General features: G+C 68.8%; 13 protein-coding genes. 10 read left to right on the top strand and 3 right to left on the bottom strand.

Annotation, left to right across the window (positions count from 1 at the left end):
- Positions 1 to 6 precede the first annotated feature (6 nt).
- From nuoL to EFY87_RS00765, 7 genes are all read left to right on the top strand, one after another.
- Positions 7 to 1,863, top strand: a complete 1,857-nt coding sequence (gene nuoL, locus EFY87_RS00795; RefSeq protein WP_123269821.1) for an NADH-quinone oxidoreductase subunit L — start codon at positions 7 to 9, stop codon at positions 1,861 to 1,863.
- Entirely contained in the window at positions 1,863 to 3,530 is a 1,668-nt protein-coding gene (locus EFY87_RS00790) for an NADH-quinone oxidoreductase subunit M (RefSeq protein ID WP_123269823.1), read from the top strand. Before nuoL ends, EFY87_RS00790 begins: the two co-directional genes overlap by 1 nt.
- Positions 3,527 to 5,065 (top strand): NADH-quinone oxidoreductase subunit NuoN, encoded by a 1,539-nt coding sequence (nuoN, locus tag EFY87_RS00785; protein ID WP_123269404.1) that lies wholly within the window; start codon positions 3,527 to 3,529, stop codon positions 5,063 to 5,065. The genes EFY87_RS00790 and nuoN overlap by 4 nt, the downstream gene beginning before the upstream one ends.
- A gap of 79 nt (positions 5,066 to 5,144) precedes the next feature.
- Positions 5,145 to 6,131, top strand: a complete 987-nt coding sequence (locus EFY87_RS00780) for a polyprenyl synthetase family protein (protein WP_123269819.1) — start codon at positions 5,145 to 5,147, stop codon at positions 6,129 to 6,131.
- Positions 6,132 to 6,194: 63 nt separating this feature from the next.
- Positions 6,195 to 6,797, top strand: a complete 603-nt coding sequence (locus EFY87_RS00775) for a TetR/AcrR family transcriptional regulator (RefSeq protein ID WP_123269403.1) — start codon at positions 6,195 to 6,197, stop codon at positions 6,795 to 6,797.
- A complete protein-coding gene (locus EFY87_RS00770) occupies positions 6,794 to 7,972 on the top strand; it encodes an alanine racemase (protein ID WP_245988276.1) in 1,179 nt (392 codons plus the stop codon). Before EFY87_RS00775 ends, EFY87_RS00770 begins: the two co-directional genes overlap by 4 nt.
- Entirely contained in the window at positions 7,893 to 9,266 is a 1,374-nt protein-coding gene (locus EFY87_RS00765; protein ID WP_220093448.1) for a D-arabinono-1,4-lactone oxidase, read from the top strand. The genes EFY87_RS00770 and EFY87_RS00765 overlap by 80 nt, the downstream gene beginning before the upstream one ends.
- 6 nt (positions 9,267 to 9,272) lie before the next feature.
- Here the strand turns inward: EFY87_RS00765 and EFY87_RS00760 are convergent, their stop codons facing one another.
- Positions 9,273 to 10,448 (bottom strand): acyl-CoA dehydrogenase family protein, encoded by a 1,176-nt coding sequence (locus tag EFY87_RS00760; protein WP_245988272.1) that lies wholly within the window; start codon positions 10,446 to 10,448, stop codon positions 9,273 to 9,275.
- 230 nt (positions 10,449 to 10,678) lie between these two features.
- Between EFY87_RS00760 and EFY87_RS00755 the strand changes: the two genes are divergently transcribed.
- Complete coding sequence (locus tag EFY87_RS00755; RefSeq protein WP_123269400.1) at positions 10,679 to 11,425, top strand: sugar isomerase domain-containing protein; 747 nt, start codon at positions 10,679 to 10,681, stop codon at positions 11,423 to 11,425.
- A 133-nt stretch (positions 11,426 to 11,558) separates the two neighbouring features.
- Here the strand turns inward: EFY87_RS00755 and EFY87_RS00750 are convergent, their stop codons facing one another.
- Complete coding sequence (locus EFY87_RS00750; RefSeq protein ID WP_123269399.1) at positions 11,559 to 12,725, bottom strand: NADH-quinone oxidoreductase subunit D; 1,167 nt, start codon at positions 12,723 to 12,725, stop codon at positions 11,559 to 11,561.
- Between the two features lie 104 nt (positions 12,726 to 12,829).
- Positions 12,830 to 13,807 (bottom strand): EamA family transporter, encoded by a 978-nt coding sequence (locus EFY87_RS00745; RefSeq protein WP_123269398.1) that lies wholly within the window; start codon positions 13,805 to 13,807, stop codon positions 12,830 to 12,832.
- Positions 13,808 to 13,930: 123 nt separating this feature from the next.
- Between EFY87_RS00745 and EFY87_RS00740 the strand changes: the two genes are divergently transcribed.
- Positions 13,931 to 14,476: a CGNR zinc finger domain-containing protein gene (locus EFY87_RS00740; protein ID WP_425459338.1), complete on the top strand. Its 546-nt coding sequence runs from the start codon at positions 13,931 to 13,933 to the stop codon at positions 14,474 to 14,476.
- Positions 14,473 to 15,474, top strand: coding sequence for a DUF8017 domain-containing protein (locus tag EFY87_RS00735; protein WP_123269396.1), 1,002 nt, complete (start codon positions 14,473 to 14,475; stop codon positions 15,472 to 15,474). Before EFY87_RS00740 ends, EFY87_RS00735 begins: the two co-directional genes overlap by 4 nt.
- Positions 15,475 to 15,526 lie beyond the last annotated feature (52 nt).

Genomic DNA, 15,526 nt, shown 5'->3' with positions numbered 1-15,526 from the left:
TGGCTGATGATCGGCCTGCCCGCACTGGGTGCAGCCCTGCTGCTGCTCGGCGGGAAGAAGCTGGACAAGGCCGGCCCGTATGTCGCGGTGCTGCTCTCCTGGGCATCGTTCGTCATCGGGCTGCTGATCCTGCTGCAGCTGCGCGGCAAGCCCGCCGACGACCGGGCGATGCACCTGCACCTCTACTCCTGGATCCCTGCCGGGCAGCTCAACTTGTCCGCCGGGATGCTGATGGACCAGCTCTCGCTGACGTTCGTGATGCTGATCACCTTCGTCGGGTCGCTGATCCTGGTCTACTCGCTGGGCTACATGCAGCACGACCCGGACAAGCGCCGGTTCTTCGCCTACCTCAACCTCTTCGTCGCCAGCATGCTGTTGCTGGTGCTGGCCGACTCCTATGTGTTGCTGTTCGTCGGCTGGGAGGGCGTGGGCCTCGCGTCATACCTGCTGATCGGCTTCTGGAACTGGAACCCCGAGTACGCCACCGCGGCCAACAAGGCGTTCTTCCTCAACCGCATCGGTGACATGGGCATGCTGCTGGCGATGTTCATCATGTTCTGGGCGTGGCACACGGTCAGCTTCTCCGGCGTGAACGCAGCTGTCGCCGGCACCGGCAAGGGCACCCTGCTCGCGGTCGGCCTGTGCCTGCTGGTCGCCGCCTGTGGTAAGTCGGCGCAGTTCCCGCTGCAGTCGTGGCTGGGCGACGCCATGGCCGGCCCGACACCGGTCTCGGCGCTGATCCACGCGGCCACCATGGTGACCGCCGGTGTCTACCTGATCGTGCGCAGTCACGTCATCTTCACCGCCTCCGAGAACGCCCGGCTCGCCGTCTGCATCGTCGGCGCGATCACGCTGGCCGGCGGGGCGATCATCGGCTGCGCCAAGGACGACCTGAAGAAGGCGCTCGCCGCATCCACCATGTCGCAGATCGGCTACATGGTGCTGGCCGCCGGGCTCGGCCCGGTGGGCTACGCCTTCGCGATCTTCCACCTGGTGACGCACGGCTTCTTCAAGGCCGGCATGTTCCTCGGCGCCGGGTCGGTCATGCACGGCATGAACGACCAGGTCAACATGCGCCGGTTCGGCGGGTTGTGGCTGGTCATGAAGATCACCTGGGTGACCTTCGGGCTCGGCTTCCTGGCGATCATCGGCTTCCCGGGGTTCTCCGGCTTCTGGTCGAAGGACAAGATCATCGAGGCCGCCTTCGAGGGCACCGGCTGGAAGCCGTGGGTCTTCGGGCTCACCGCCCTGCTCGCCGCGGGCATCACCGCGTTCTACATGTCCCGGCTGTTCTTCATGACCTTCATGGGCAAGCGCCGCTGGACCGAAGATGTGCACCCCCACGAGTCGCCGCTGACGATGACCATCCCGATGATGGTGCTGGCGATCGGCTCGGCCTTCCTCGGCTTGATCCTCGGCCCGACCGGCATCATCACCGACTGGCTGGAGCCGGTCGTCGGCAAGCACGAGGACAGCCAGCACGTCCTCGGAGGGGCACCGCTCATGGGCAGCACCTTCGTGCTGATGGTCATCGGCATCGCGCTCGCCTGGAAGATGTACTGGCGCGACCCGGTGCCGATCACGCCGCCCGTCGGCTCGCCGCTCACTCAGGCCGCGCGGCGCGACCTCGGCCAGGACGACTTCAACGAGAGCTTCGTGCGCCGCCCCGGTCTGCACCTGACCCGGTCGCTCGTGTTCTTCGACAACAAGGTCGTCGACGGTGTCGGCAACGGCTCGGCAGCCGGCATCGGCGGCAGCTCCGCCCGACTGAAGAAGATGCAGAACGGATACGTGCGTACTTACTCCCTGACGATGCTGCTCGGTGTCGTCGTAATCCTCGGCGCCTGGTGGGTGGTGCAGTGATGTCGAACTTTCCCTGGCTGACGACGATCGGCGTCATACCCCTCGTGGGTGCGGGCGTCGTGTGGGCGTTGCCCAAGGCCTCGGCACGAGGCTCCCGCGTGGTCGCGCTCGTCTTCTCGCTCATCACCCTGGTGGTCGGCATCGTCGCGGCCACCCAGTTCAAGACCGGCGGCGGTCACGGCCAGTTCCAGCTGACCGAGACGCACTCGTGGATCCCGCAGTTCGGGGTGTCCTATGCGCTGGGCGTCGACGGTATGGCGCTGACGCTCATCCTGATGAGCCTCGTGCTGGTGCCGATCTCGCTGCTCGCCGCATGGAACGACGTTCCCGAGGGCGGCCGTCGCGAGCAGACCTACTTCGCGCTGCTGCTGGTGCTGGAGACGTTCATGATCGGCGTCTTCGCGGCGACCGATGTGTTCCTCTTCTACGTCTTCTTCGAGGCGATGCTGATCCCGGTCTACTTCCTGATCGGGCTGTATGGCGGCCCGCGCCGGCAGTATGCCGCGGTGAAGTTCCTGCTGTTCTCGCTGTTCGGCGGCCTGATCATGCTGGTCGCGGTCATCGCGCTCTACCAGCAGGGTCCCGGCGGCGACCACGGCTTCCTGGTCACCACGCTGACCGGTCTGCACATGTCGACCACGACCGAGCGGCTGCTGTTCGTCGGCTTCTTCATCGCGTTCGCGATCAAGGCGCCGATGTGGCCGGTGCATACCTGGCTGCCGGACGCCGCCTCGGAGTCCAAGCCCGCAGTGGCCGTGCTGCTGGTGGGTGTGCTCGACAAGGTCGGCACCTTCGGGATGATCCGCTTCTGCCTGCAGCTCTTTCCCGAGGCCAGCCGGTGGGCGACCCCGGTCGTGATCATCCTGGCGATCATCTCGATCGTCTACGCCGCGATCGCGGCCGTCGGCCAGAACGACATGATGCGGCTGATCGCCTACACCTCGGTGAGCCACTTCGGGCTGATCGTGCTGGGCATCTTCGCCCTCACGCAGACCTCGGTCATCGGCTCGCAGCTGTACATGATCAACCACGGCATCACCACGGCTGCGCTGTTCCTCTTCGTCGGCTTCCTAATCGCCCGCGGCAAGAGCAAGAACATCACCGACTACGGCGGCTGGCAGCGGACCACTCCGATCCTCGCCGGCGTGTTCCTCGTCGCAGGGCTGTCGGCGCTGTCGCTGCCCGGGCTGAACTCGTTCGTGTCGGAGTTCCTCGTGCTGATCGGCACCTTCCAGCGATACCCGGTTGCGGCCGGCTTCGCGGTGACCGCGGTCGTGCTGGCGGCGCTCTACATCCTGCTGATGTACAAGAACGTCTTCACCGGACCCAAGCAGGAGCTGGTGGCCGCACCCGACGGCACGCTCGCGCTGGGCGAGGACGGCACGCGTCCCCGGACCGGCATCACCACGACGCTGTTCGACGAGCCCGAGATCGCCAAGGACGACGTGCCGCCGGAAGCCCGGGTGCGTGGTTCCGCCATACAGGACCTGAACCTGCGTGAGCGGCTCGTCGCCGGTCTGCTGATCGCGTTCATGCTGGTGCTCGGCTTCTTCCCGAAGCCGGCGCTCGACCTGCTGCGGCCGGCCGTCGACGCCACCCTGCAGCACGTTCACGTCCACGACCCGGCACCGCATGCCGGCGTCACCACCGAGGGGAGCAGCAAGTGACCTCCGCCTTCACCCAGGCACACATCACGTATGCCGCAGTCGTGCCGATGCTCGTCGTCTTCGGCGCGGCGCTGGTGGGTGTCCTCGTCGAGGCGTTCCTGCCTCGGTCCCGTCGCTACTGGGCGCAGCTGGCCATCACCCTGGTGGGCATCGTCGCGAGCTTCCTGACGCTGGTGCTGAGCGCGCGCAACCATAAGGGCGTGACGGCCGGCGCCGCGGTCGTCATCGACGGACCGGCGCTGATGCTGCAGGGCACCGTGCTGGTGATCTCGTTCCTCGCGGTGCTGCTGATGGCCGAGCGGTTCGACCTGTCGGCGCCCGACGCGTTCACCCAGTCGGGCGCGTCGGTGCCCGGCTCGCCGATGGAGACCAACGCCGTCAAGCTGGGTGCGACCACCACCGAGGTCTTCCCGCTGGTGCTCTTCTCGATCGGCGGCATGATGCTCTTCGTGTCGGCCGGCGACCTGCTGGTGATGTTCATCGCGCTCGAGGTGCTCTCGCTGCCGCTCTACATCCTCACCGGGCTGGCCCGCCGCCGGCGGCTGCTGTCGCAGGAAGCGTCGCTGAAATACTTCCTGCTCGGCGCGTTCTCCTCCGCGTTCTTCCTCTTCGGCTCCGCGCTGGTGTATGGCGCGACCGGCATCATCAAGTTCGGCGACCTCGCCAGCTCCATCGGCACGGTCACCGGCAAGGACGACATCCTGATCCCCGGGGCCTTCCTGATCGCGGTCGGGCTGCTGTTCAAGGTGGGCGCCGTGCCGTTCCACACCTGGACGCCGGACGTCTACCAGGGCGCGCCGACCCCGGTCTCCGGCTTCATGTCCACGACCGTCAAGGTCGCCGCCTTCGGCGCCATGCTGCGCATGTTCTACGTCGCGCTGGATGGCCTGGCCTGGAACTGGCAGCCGGTGCTCGCGGTCGTCGCGGTGCTCACGATGGCGGTCGGTGCGATCTTCGCCGTCACCCAGACCGACATGAAGCGGCTGCTGGCCTACAGCTCCATCTCGCACGCCGGCTTCCTGCTGGTCGGTGTCGTGGCGCTGAACAAGACCGGGCTGTCCGGCACGATGTTCTACCTCGTCGCCTATAGCTTCACCACGCTTGCTGCGTTCGGCATGATCCCGCTGGTCCGCTCGGCGGGCTCGGAGGCGACGCACCTGTCGCAGTGGGCGGGTCTGGGCAAGACCAGCCCGGTGCTGGCTGCGGTCTTCTCGTTCCTGCTGCTCGGCTTCGCCGGCATCCCGCTGACGTCGGGCTTCACCGCGAAGTTCGCGCTCTTCTCCGGAGCGGTCGGGCACGGTGCCACCTGGCTGGTGGTCGTCGCGATGCTGATGAGCGCCATCACGGCTTTCGTCTACGTCCGGGTCATCGTGCTGATGTACTTCTCCGAGCCGAACGGTGACACGCACGTGCTGATGCCGTCGGCGCTGACCGGCATCGCGGTGACCGTGGGCGCGCTCGCGACGCTGATCCTCGGTGTTGCCCCGGCGCCGCTGCTCAACCTGGCGCAGCACTCTGCCCTGTTCATCCGATGAGCAGTCACGTCGGTCGAGTAGGCGAGCCCCCTGGGGCGGGCCGTATCGGGGCCACGTGTGCGGGGCCCGGATGGCTGTCATGAGTCGGCCGGCCACGCTGATGCCGTCGGCCAGCCAGGCGCTCAGCGACCGGCTGACCGACGGCTTGGCCGCGGTCGACGCCCGGCTGACCGAGGTCGTGCAGCACGAGGACGAGTTCATCGCAGGTGCGTCACAGCACCTGCTGGCGGGCGGCAAGCGGTTCCGCCCGCTGCTGACGCTGCTCGCCTCGGAGCTCGGGGCCGGCGTCAACGACGCGGTCGTGGACGCGGCGGTCGGCGTCGAGTTGACGCACATCGCCTCGCTCTACCACGACGACGTCATGGACGCGGCGGAGCGCCGGCACGGCAAGTCGAGCGTCAATGCGGCATACGACAACATCACCGCGATCATCGTCGGCGACCTGCTCTTCGGCCGCGCGTCGGAGATCGTGGCCGGACTCGGGAGCGAGGCGGCCCGCATCCAGGCGCAGACCTTCGTGCGGCTGTGCGCGGGGCAGATACGTGACGACCGGCAGGCTCCGGCCGGCGCTGACCCGATGGAGCACTATCTCGGCGTGCTCGCCGACAAGACGGGTTCGCTGATCGCCACCGCGGCCCGCTACGGCGCGATGTTCGGCGGCTGCCCGCCCGAGACGGTCGAGATCATGCGCCAGTATGGCGAACTCGTCGGCATGGTCTTCCAGTTGTCGGACGACGTGCTCGACATCGTCTCGGATGAGTCCGGCAAGACGCCCGGCACCGACCTGCGCGAAGGTGTGACCACGCTCCCGGTGCTCTACGTCCGCGCTTCGCAGGATCGCGCCGACGAGCGGCTCAAGTCGCTGCTGTCGCACCCGTTGACCGATGATGCGGAGCACGCGGAAGCGTTGGCGCTGTTGCGCGCTCACCCCGCGCTGGAGCAGGCTCGTCGTCATACCGACGCGGTCGCGGAGCAAGCGGTGCGGTTGCTCGACCCGCTGGGCGACGGGGACGCAGTGCTGGTTTTGCGCGACCTGCCCGGGCAGGTGGCATCCCGCACCGCGTGAGGTGGGGTTTCTCTTCGCCCATTTTCATGGACGGTTGTTCAACTCCGCGACTAGACTCGGCGTATGCCTCGCCTGTCCGCACAAGACCGGCGCGTCGAGCTCGTGGACGCGACGGTTCGCGTCGCCGTCGCCGAAGGCCTCGATGCGGCGACCGTCCGCCGCATCGCCAAGGAAGCCGGGGTGCCGCTGGGCACGGTGCACTACTGCTTCGGCTCGAAGGCCGCGCTGATCGGCGCAGTGGCGGACAGCATTAAGCCACCGGTCATTGATGTCGGCCACCTGGAACAACTGCCGACGCACGAAGCGCTGCTCGCCGCCTTCCGCGCCTACTGGCAGCAGATCGGCAGCGACCGGCGGCGACAGCTGCTGATCTACGAGCTGCTGACGCACCTGGCGCGCGGCGACGAGGACGAGCGCCGGATCGCGCTGCAGCTGATCGATCACACGTATGGCGCGGTGCTCTCCGCGCTGGAGCGGTACGCCGCCGACCTGGGGCGCTCCCTGCCGGTCGACGCCGGAGTGCTCGCCCGGCTGGTGATCGCGGTCGCCGACGGTGTCAGCCTGTCCTGGATCGTCACCAGCGACGACGCGCAGGCGCAGCAGGTGATGGACCTCTTCGCGCAGTTGCTCGCCGGCGCGCTGGACGCGACCGGGGAGCAGGCGTGAACAGGCCGCGCGGTGATCGTGGTGGGAGGCCGGATCCCTCGCTCTGGGGTGCGGTCGGTCCGGTGGGCGCACCGGTGGCGGTGCTCGACCTGGCGGCATACGAACACAACCTCCAGGAGATGCGTGCCCGGGCCGCCGGCCTGCCGATCCGGTTGGCCTCCAAGTCGATTCGCGTGCGCGGGCTGATCGAGCAGGTGCTGCGCGAGCCGGGATACCAGGGCGTGCTCGCCTACTCCGCGGCCGAAGCGGGCTGGCTCGCGCAGCACGGCGCCGACGACGTGCTGGTCGCCTATCCCACCGTGGATGCGGCAGTGGTCGCCGAAGTGGCCGCGGATGCCGAGTTGCGCGAGCGCGTGACGTTCATGGCCGACCTGCCCGACCATCTGCGCATCCTGCAGCGCGCTGCCGGCGAGCATGTGGTGCGGGTGTGCCTCGACGTCGACAGCTCGCTGGACCTCGGCCCTGCCCATCTCGGCGTGCACCGCTCCAGTGTGCACACGCCGCGGGAAGCCGCTGAATTTGCCCGGGTGGCACAGGGATTCGCGGGGGTCCGGCTGGTCGGCCTGATGTTCTACGACGCGCAGATCGCCGGCATGCAGGATACCGGCCCCGCCATCCGGCTGGTGAAGCGCAAGTCCGCCGAGGACCTGCGGGTGCGACGGCGCGAGGTGCGTGCCGCGGTGGAGCAGTATGCCGAGCTGGAGCTCGTCAACGCCGGCGGCACGGGCAGCCTGCACGCCGACTGGGACTACTCGGTCACCGAACTCGCTGCAGGCTCAGGGCTTTTCACCCCCACGCTGTTCGACGGGTATGACGGCACCGACCTCCGTCCGGCCGCCTATTTCGCCTCGCCCGTGGTGCGCAAACCACGGTCCGACATCGCCGTCACCTTCAGTGGCGGTTACTCGGCGTCCGGCGTCGCCGGGCCGTCCCGGACGCCGCGGCCGGTGCATCCCGAAGGGCTGCACCTGCTGCGCACCGAGGGCGCCGGCGAAGTGCAGACACCGCTGCGCGGCGGGGCCGCCCGGCAGCTGGCCGTCGGTGACCTGGTGTGGTTCCGGCACGCGAAGGCCGGCGAGATGTGCGAACGCTTCAATGAGATTCTGCTGGTGCGCGACGGTGCGATCACCGACCGGCTGGCGACCTACCGTGGCGAAGGGCAGAACTTTGGCTGAGTGGAGCAATTGGGCACGGACCGTCTCCAGCCGTCCGCGCGAGGTGGTGATGGCCCACGACGTGCCGCACCTGCAGCTGCTGTGCGAGGAGAGCGCGCTCTCCGGTCGCCGGGTGAAGGCTGTCGGCGCCGGGCACTCGTTCACCGGCATCGCCGAGCCGACCGACGTGCTGGTGCGGATGGACCGCTTGTCGGGCATCCGATCGGTCGACGAAGCGAGCGGCCGGGTGTGGGTGCACGCGGGCACTCCGCTGCACGTGCTCGGTCCCGAACTGCAGCGGCGCGGCCTGGCGATGACCAACCTCGGCGACATCGACCGGCAGACGATCGCCGGCGCGGTGTCCACCGGGACGCATGGCACGGGAGCCGCCTTCACCGGCATCGCGGGTCAGCTGACGGGAGTGGAACTGGTCGTGGCCGACGGTTCGGTGCTGCGGGTCACCGACACCGAGCACGCCGACCTGCTGCCGGCCGTCGCGCTGAGCCTGGGCGCGCTGGGCATCGTGACCGCGCTGCAGATCCAGTGCGTGCCGAGCTTCCTGCTGCACGCCGTCGAGGCGCCCGCATCGTTCGACGAGACGCTCGACGGCATCGACGAACGCGTAGACGGCACAGACCATTTCGAGTTCTACTGGTTTCCGCACACCGACCGGGTGCTGACCAAGCGCAACACCCGGGTGTCCGGCGAGAGCCGGCGCGCCCCGCTGCCCGCCTGGCGCAGCCGGGTCGACGACGACCTGCTGTCCAACAAGCTCTTCGGGGTGCTCAACAAGGCCGCGACGCGGGCGCCCCGGATCATCCCGGCGATGAACCAGGTGTCGGCGCGGGCGCTCTCGCGCCGGGAGTTCACCGACTGGTCCTACCGCGTGTTCGCCTCCCAGCGGGAGGTGGTCTTCCGGGAAAGCGAGATCGCGGTGCCCCGGTCGGCGCTGCCCGGAGTGCTGCGCGAGTTGCGCTCCTGGCTGCAGCGCCGGGTCGAGGTCGTGGCCTTCCCGGTGGAGGTGCGCTTCGCCGCCCCCGACGAGCTGTGGCTGTCCACGGCATACGAGCGGGAGACCGGCTACATCGCGATCCACCAGTATGTCGCCCGCGACCACCGCCGCTACTTCGAGGCGTTCTGGGCGATGCTGGACGGTCTCGGAGCCCGGCCGCACTGGGGCAAGATGCACGAGCTCGATGCGGCCGAACTCCGTTCGCGGTACCCGAGATTCGACGACTTCACCGCGCTGCGGGATCGGCTCGACCCGCAGCGGGTCTTCACCAACCCCTATCTCGACCGGGTGCTGGGTCGGTAGGTCCGGTCAGTACGACCGCGGCAGCCCGAGACCGGTCTGCGCGACGAAGTTGAGCAGCATCTCGCGGCTGACCGGCACGATGCGGATCATCCGGGAGTTGCCGATCAGGTGGACCAGCCCGTACTCCTCCGCCAGGCCGTTGCCGCCGTGCGCCTGGACCGCCCGGTCGACCGCGGTGCAGGCGGCCTCGGCGGCGGCAAACTTCGCCATGTTCGCCGCCTCGCCGGCGCCCGCGAAGTCGCCCGCATCGCACAGGGCTGCGGCACGCTGGGTCATCAGCCGGGCGAGTTCGGTCTCGACGTGCGACTGCGCGAGCGGGTGCGAGATCGCCTGGTGTGTCGCGATCGGCGCGCCCCACACCTCGCGGGTGCTGGTGTAGGCGACCGCCTTGCGCAGCGCGAGCCGGGCCATGCCGGTCGCGGTGGCGGCGGCCATGATCCGCTCCGGGTTGAGCCCGGCGAAGAGCTGCTCGATGCCCGCGTCGGCGTCGCCGACGAGTGCGTCCGCGGGCAGTCGCACGTCGTCGAGCTGCACGGCGAATTGCTTTTCGGGAGCGAGGATCCCAAGGTCGATGGGGGAGTAGTGCAAGCCCGGCGCGTCGGTGGGTATGACGAACAGAGCCGGTCGCAGCTTCCCCGGCCTGTTGTGGGTCGTGCGGGCGACGACCATCACGTCCTGGACCTCGTCGACCCCGGAGATGAAGACCTTGTCACCACGCAGGATCCAGTCGCCGGTCGCGTCGTCGCGCTCCGCGGTGGTGCGGATGTTGTGCGAGTTGGACCCGGCGTCCGGCTCGGTGATCGCGAACCCCATCTTGCGGGTGCCGTCGGCGAATCCGGGCAGCCAGCGCTGCTTCTGCGCGGGCGTCCTGAAGCGGCCGATGATGGACCCGCAGATCGCGGGCGACACCACGATGAGCAGCAGCGGGCAGCCGGCCGTCTGCAACTCCTCGGCCACCGCAGCGAGATCGCCGATGCCGCCACCGCCCCCGCCATACTCCTCGGGGACGGCGACGCCCAGATAGCCCTGCCGTCCCGCGGCCGCCCACAACTCGTCGGTCTTGCGCCCGTCGCGCGCGCAGGCCAGCCAGTAGTCCTCGCCGAACCCGGCGGCGAAGTCCGCCACCGAGGCGCGCAGCGCCTGCCGTTCGGGTGACTCGGTGAAAGCAGTGGTCTCCGGCACGGGATTGCTCCGATCGGTGTGGGTTCTTCGGTGTCCAGTGTGCCCGGTGTGTCCAGTGTGTCCTTCCGGTCCCGCCCGTCCCGCCCGTCCCGAAGGCGCGACGGTCGCGAGTGCGGGACGCGGTATGGCGCAGATCCTGTCCCGATGGCGCGACGGTCGCGAGTGCGGGACGCGGGGCGCCGCCATAGGATCGAAACCGCAATGTCACCAGTCACTCCGGGAGCCAGCAGATGAGCCACACAGCAGATTTCCTCGCCCAGACGACGTCCCGGTTGCAGCGCCTCGAAGCGCTCGCCGAGTCCGGCGGCCTCGACCCGGCGATCGACCTGCTCGCCGATTCGATCGGCGACGGCGGCATCGTGCACGTCTTCGGCACCGGCCACTCCGAGGCCTTCGCGATGGAGATCGCCGGTCGGGCCGGTGGGCTCATCCCGACCAACAAGATTGCGCTGCGCGACCTGGTGCTGCGCGGTGACGCGGACCGCTCGATGCTCGGCAGCAGCCTGCTGGAGCGCGATCCGCAGATCGCCGAGAAGCTGTGGGCGCTCGTGCCGGCGACTCCCGGCGACGTGATCGTCATCGCCTCCAACTCCGGCGTCAACGGGTCGATCGTCGGGTTCGCGCTGGAGGCGAAGCGGCACGGTTACCCGGTCATCGCCGTCACCAGTCTCGAGCACACTGCGGCCGTCGAGCCGAAACACCCCAGCGGCAAACGGCTTTCGGAGATCGCCGACGTGGTCATCGACAACCTCGCGCCATACGGTGACACGACCCTGGAGGTCGACGGCGTCGGCTGCGGTGCGGTGTCGTCACTGACGGCGGCCTTCATTGCGCAGCTGCTCACCATTGGGACGATCGCGCGGCTGCAGCAGTCCGGGGAGCCGCCGGTCTACATCTCGGCGAACGTGCCCGGCGGTCACGAGCGCAACCAGAAACTCGAGGACGTCTACGGCGACCGCCTCATCCGCGGAGCCTGACCCGACCGCGGTCGCTGACGGTCGAAACTGCCGCTGACGGTCGAGCCGGTCGCTGACGGTGCAGCAGCGGCGTCAATGGCGGGTTCGGCCGTCACTCGTGAGCGTCGGGCTCGGGTATGCCGCCCCGCCCCCACTACTTGTCGATATCACCGACGACGAAGAACATCGACCCCAGGATCGCCACCATGTCGGCCAGCAGGTTCCCCGGCAACAGTTCGCCGAGGACCTGGATGTTGTTGAACGACGCCGAACGCAGCTTCAGCCGCCACGGCGTCTTGTCGCCGCGCGAGACCAGGTAGTAGCCGTTGAACCCGAGCGGGTTCTCGGTCGCGAAGTAGTCGATGCCCTCCGGCACTTTCAGCACCTTGGGCAGTTTGACGTTCACCGGGCCGACGGGCAGGGCCGCGAGCCGGTCGACGCAGGCCTGCGCGATGTCGAGCGACACGTGCACCTGCTCCAGCAGCACTTCGAGGCGGGCGAGGCAGTCTCCGTCGGTGCGCGTGACGACCCGGCCAGGCCCGCCGGGGGCGAAGAGCTCGTCATACGCGAGGTAGGGCTGGTCGCGGCGCAGGTCGACGTCGACGCCGGAGGCGCGTGCGATCGGCCCCGAGATGCCGTATGCCGCAACAGTTTTCGCGTCGACGACCCCGATGCCATGGGTGCGTGCCCGCAGGATCTCGTTGCCGACCAGCAGGCTCTCCAGATCGGGCAGGCGGCGTCGTACGGCGGCGATTGCCGCACTGACGCGGCCGATCCAGCCGACCGGGATGTCGTCGCGCAGCCCGCCGACCCGGCCGAACATGTAGTGCATCCGGCCGCCGGAGATCTCCTCCATGACAGCCTGCAGCTCCTCGCGCTCGCGGAACGAGTAGAAGATCGGGGTGATCGCGCCCAGCTCCAGTGGGTAGGAGCCGAGGAACATCAGGTGATTGAGCACCCGGTTGAGCTCGGCGAGCAGGGTGCGCGCCCAGGTCGCGCGTTCGGGCACGTCCATACCCAGCATGCGTTCGACCACCAGCGCGACGCCGATCTCGTTGCTGAACGCGGACAGCCAGTCGTGCCGGTTGGCCAGCACCATGATCTGCCGGTAGTCGCGCACCTCGAAGAGCTTCTCGGCACCACGGTGCATGTAGCCGACGATCGGCTCGGCCGACTTGATGCGCTCGCCGTCCAGGGTGATGCGTAGGCGCAGGACGCCGTGGGTGGCCGGGTGCTGCGGCCCGATGTTGAGCACCATGTCCGCCGTCGCCAGCCCCCCGGCGCCGACTCCGACGGTGAGTTCGCGATCCGGCGTGGGCATGGGGGCCAGTCTGCCATCCCGATCGAGAGGACCCATAACGTGCCGAGGGGACCCGAAATAGGGCGGATCTTGGGGTCCGCTCGTGCGGTTTGGGGTCCTCTCGATCAGAGGGAGCGCAGCTCGCCGAGGCGGACCAGCACGACGCCGCCGACGATCAGCAGACCGCCCAGCAGCTGGATGGCGAGCGGCAGCTGCCCGAGCAGCAGCCACGCGAACACCACGGAGAAGAGCACCTCGGCCAGCGCGACGAACGACGCGATGGTCCGGCCGAGCCCGCGGGCGGCGATGACGCCGGTGAAGTAGGCGAAGGCGGTCGAGATCACCGCCAGCGCCACGAGGGGCAGCCAGAACGGCACGTGCTGCCCCGCGAACGTCGTGTCGGCGGTCGTCGCGTGCATCGGCAGCACACCGGCCACGCCGAGCAGGCACAGCGCGACGGCGCCCACCGCCATACCGACACCGGCGAGGGCGAGCGGCGGCAGGTCGTCGTCCGCCCGGCCCGCGATGACGAAGTATGCCGCGGAGCACGCTGCGGCACCCAGGCCCCACAGGACGCCGACGACTGACAGGCGGGCGCCGCCGAAGACGTCGAGCACGAGCGCCAGCCCGCCGATGCAGACCAGTGTGCCGGCGATGGTGTGCGTTGCCGGGCGGCGGCGCGTCCACGCCCAGAACCCGAGCACGAGCAGCACCGGCGAGAGGTATTCGAGCATCAGCGCGACGCCCACCGACAGGTGCTGGACCGCGTTGAAGTAGGCGAGCTGGCAGCCGGCGACCCCGGTCAGGCCGTAGACGAGTATGGCGAGCGCCTTGCGGCGGAGGAGGTGCCATCGCCCGCGCAGCGACCAGACGGTCGGTCCGGCCAGGACGAGCGCGGCCAGGCCGATGCGCGCCGTCACCGCAGCTGCGGGCGACCAGCCGCTGCGCAGCAGCGCGGTGGCGAGACTGCCGGACATGCCGAAGGCCGCGGCCGACGCGAGGGCGAGCCCGATGGTGGCGACGCCGGGACCCGCCGGGCGCGCATCGGCCTGCGTGGGCAGGTCGACGGGAACGCCGGAGGCGGTCAGGGCGTCGGTGGTCATGGATGGACTCCTTGCGGCTCGAAAGATGCGTCAGGAGTGAAAAGGAAGTTTACTCATGACGCAAGGAAGATCGTAGGGTCGCCTCAGACAGGAGTCAAAGTGGTATTTGCCCATGACACAGCAGTGGCGTTGACCAGTGCGGCCAGCCTGGTCAACACCGCGTCCGAGGATCCGGACCCGTTGCTCGACCGGTCCAGTTATCTGCGCTTCGTGCACGGCTGGGAGTGGACCGGCCCGGTCAGTGGTGATGCGGCCGAGCGCCGGGCGGTTCGCGCCATCCGCCCTGAGATCCGGGCGCTGTGGTCCGGCGATGAGGCAGACATCGTCGAGCGGGTCAATGCACTGCTGCGCAGGGAGTCCGCACTGCCGCAACTGGTGCGGCACGACGGCTGGGACTGGCACCTGCACGCGACGCGGCCGGACGCGCCACTCGCTTCTCGCTGGCTGGTCGAGGTCGCGATGGCGCTGGTCGACGTGGTGCGCCTCGGCGAGCTCGGGCGGCTGCGCACGTGTGCCGCGGACGACTGCGACGGCGTGCTGGTCGACCTGTCTCGCAACCGCTCGAAGCGCTATTGCGACCTGGGATGCGGCAATCGACTCAACGCCGCGGCATACCGTGCCCGGCTAACCTCGAACGACACCGACAACGCGAGAGGCAGTGTGCTGTGAGCGAGTCAGGGGGCGGCGGACGGTCGCCGGAGGAGAACAACGGCCAGTGGTCGGGTGGCCAGCAGCCCTGGACCGGGGGCCAGCAGTCGCAGCCGCCGTCGTGGTCGACGGGTGAGACCAGGCCGAACGCCGGTCCGACGATGAGCAATCCGCAGAGTTCCTACTACGACCAGTTCTCGGCGGCGTCCGGCGAGGGTGTCGTCATACCGCCGGAGGGCGGTGGCGGTGGAGGTCGCGGCAAGGTGCTGATCGGGGTGGCCGCCGCTCTGGTGGTCGTCATCGCGGCGGTGGCGATCTTCGCGCTGACGAGGGGTGGCAGCTCGCCCAAGAAGGCGGCTGCGACGCCCGCGGCGACGAGCAGCCTGCCCCCGGTCACCCCGACCACCTGGGTCAACCCCACGATGGCTGCCGGGGCCAGGGCACTGCAGGCCGGCTGGAAGGCGCAGACGGCATCGGGGAACGCGCCTGGCGTGTATGACGTGCCGATCTCCAAGGACTGGAAGGTCGATCCGAGTGGCTGGACAGCCTCGTGGGGATCTGCCGAGAGCGTCACCACCCTTGCGGTGATCAACGGGCCGGCCGAGTTCGGTGACGGCTATTGCCCGTCCGACAAGAAGGACCGGACGGCTGTCCTCGGTCTCTCCAAGATCGGTAACCGGGACCCGGCCCAGGCCGGACCGGCCGTCGCTGAACAGTTCGCCAAGGTCTTAACGCTCAACGCGGACGCCACCAAGGTGACCGGTAAGCAAGGCACATTGTCCGCAGGGAAGCAGATCACGGTGGACCAGGGCTCCATTCCGGCGCTGGAATACACCATCACGGCGACCTCCGGTGCGCCGAACGCGTGCGAGAAGGGAAAGACCTACGAGATCCGGACGGTCACCTTCTCGGCTGACAAGCAGTCGTACCAGTTGGTGGCAATCCGGCTGCTCGGTGTGAAACCGGAGCTGTCGGACAAGGAACTGGACGAAATCATCTCGACCTTCCGACCGAACTGACTCCCGCATAAGGGGTGATCGTGGTCGATGACCGCGCTCAGTGCGACTGGGT

It is taken from the genome of Flexivirga caeni, assembly GCF_003724155.1.
GTDB classification, from domain to species: Bacteria; Actinomycetota; Actinomycetes; order Actinomycetales; family Dermatophilaceae; genus Flexivirga; species Flexivirga caeni.
The sequence above is the reverse complement of the archived record's forward strand: the minus strand, read 5'-3'. Positions and strand labels throughout refer to the sequence as shown.

What these genes read in the sequence shown, in the direction of transcription:
- nuoL (WP_123269821.1), top strand. Translation starts at nt 7, where the DNA reads ATGATCGGCCTGCCCGCACTGGGTGCAGCCCTGCTGCTGCTCGGCGGG.
- EFY87_RS00790 (WP_123269823.1), top strand. Translation starts at nt 1,863, where the DNA reads ATGTCGAACTTTCCCTGGCTGACGACGATCGGCGTCATACCCCTCGTG.
- EFY87_RS00780 (WP_123269819.1), top strand. Translation starts at nt 5,145, where the DNA reads ATGAGTCGGCCGGCCACGCTGATGCCGTCGGCCAGCCAGGCGCTCAGC.
- EFY87_RS00775 (WP_123269403.1), top strand. Translation starts at nt 6,195, where the DNA reads ATGCCTCGCCTGTCCGCACAAGACCGGCGCGTCGAGCTCGTGGACGCG.
- EFY87_RS00765 (WP_220093448.1), top strand. Translation starts at nt 7,893, where the DNA reads ATGAGATTCTGCTGGTGCGCGACGGTGCGATCACCGACCGGCTGGCGA.
- EFY87_RS00755 (WP_123269400.1), top strand. Translation starts at nt 10,679, where the DNA reads ATGAGCCACACAGCAGATTTCCTCGCCCAGACGACGTCCCGGTTGCAG.
- EFY87_RS00750 (WP_123269399.1), bottom strand. Translation starts at nt 12,725, where the DNA reads ATGCCCACGCCGGATCGCGAACTCACCGTCGGAGTCGGCGCCGGGGGG.
- EFY87_RS00745 (WP_123269398.1), bottom strand. Translation starts at nt 13,807, where the DNA reads ATGACCACCGACGCCCTGACCGCCTCCGGCGTTCCCGTCGACCTGCCC.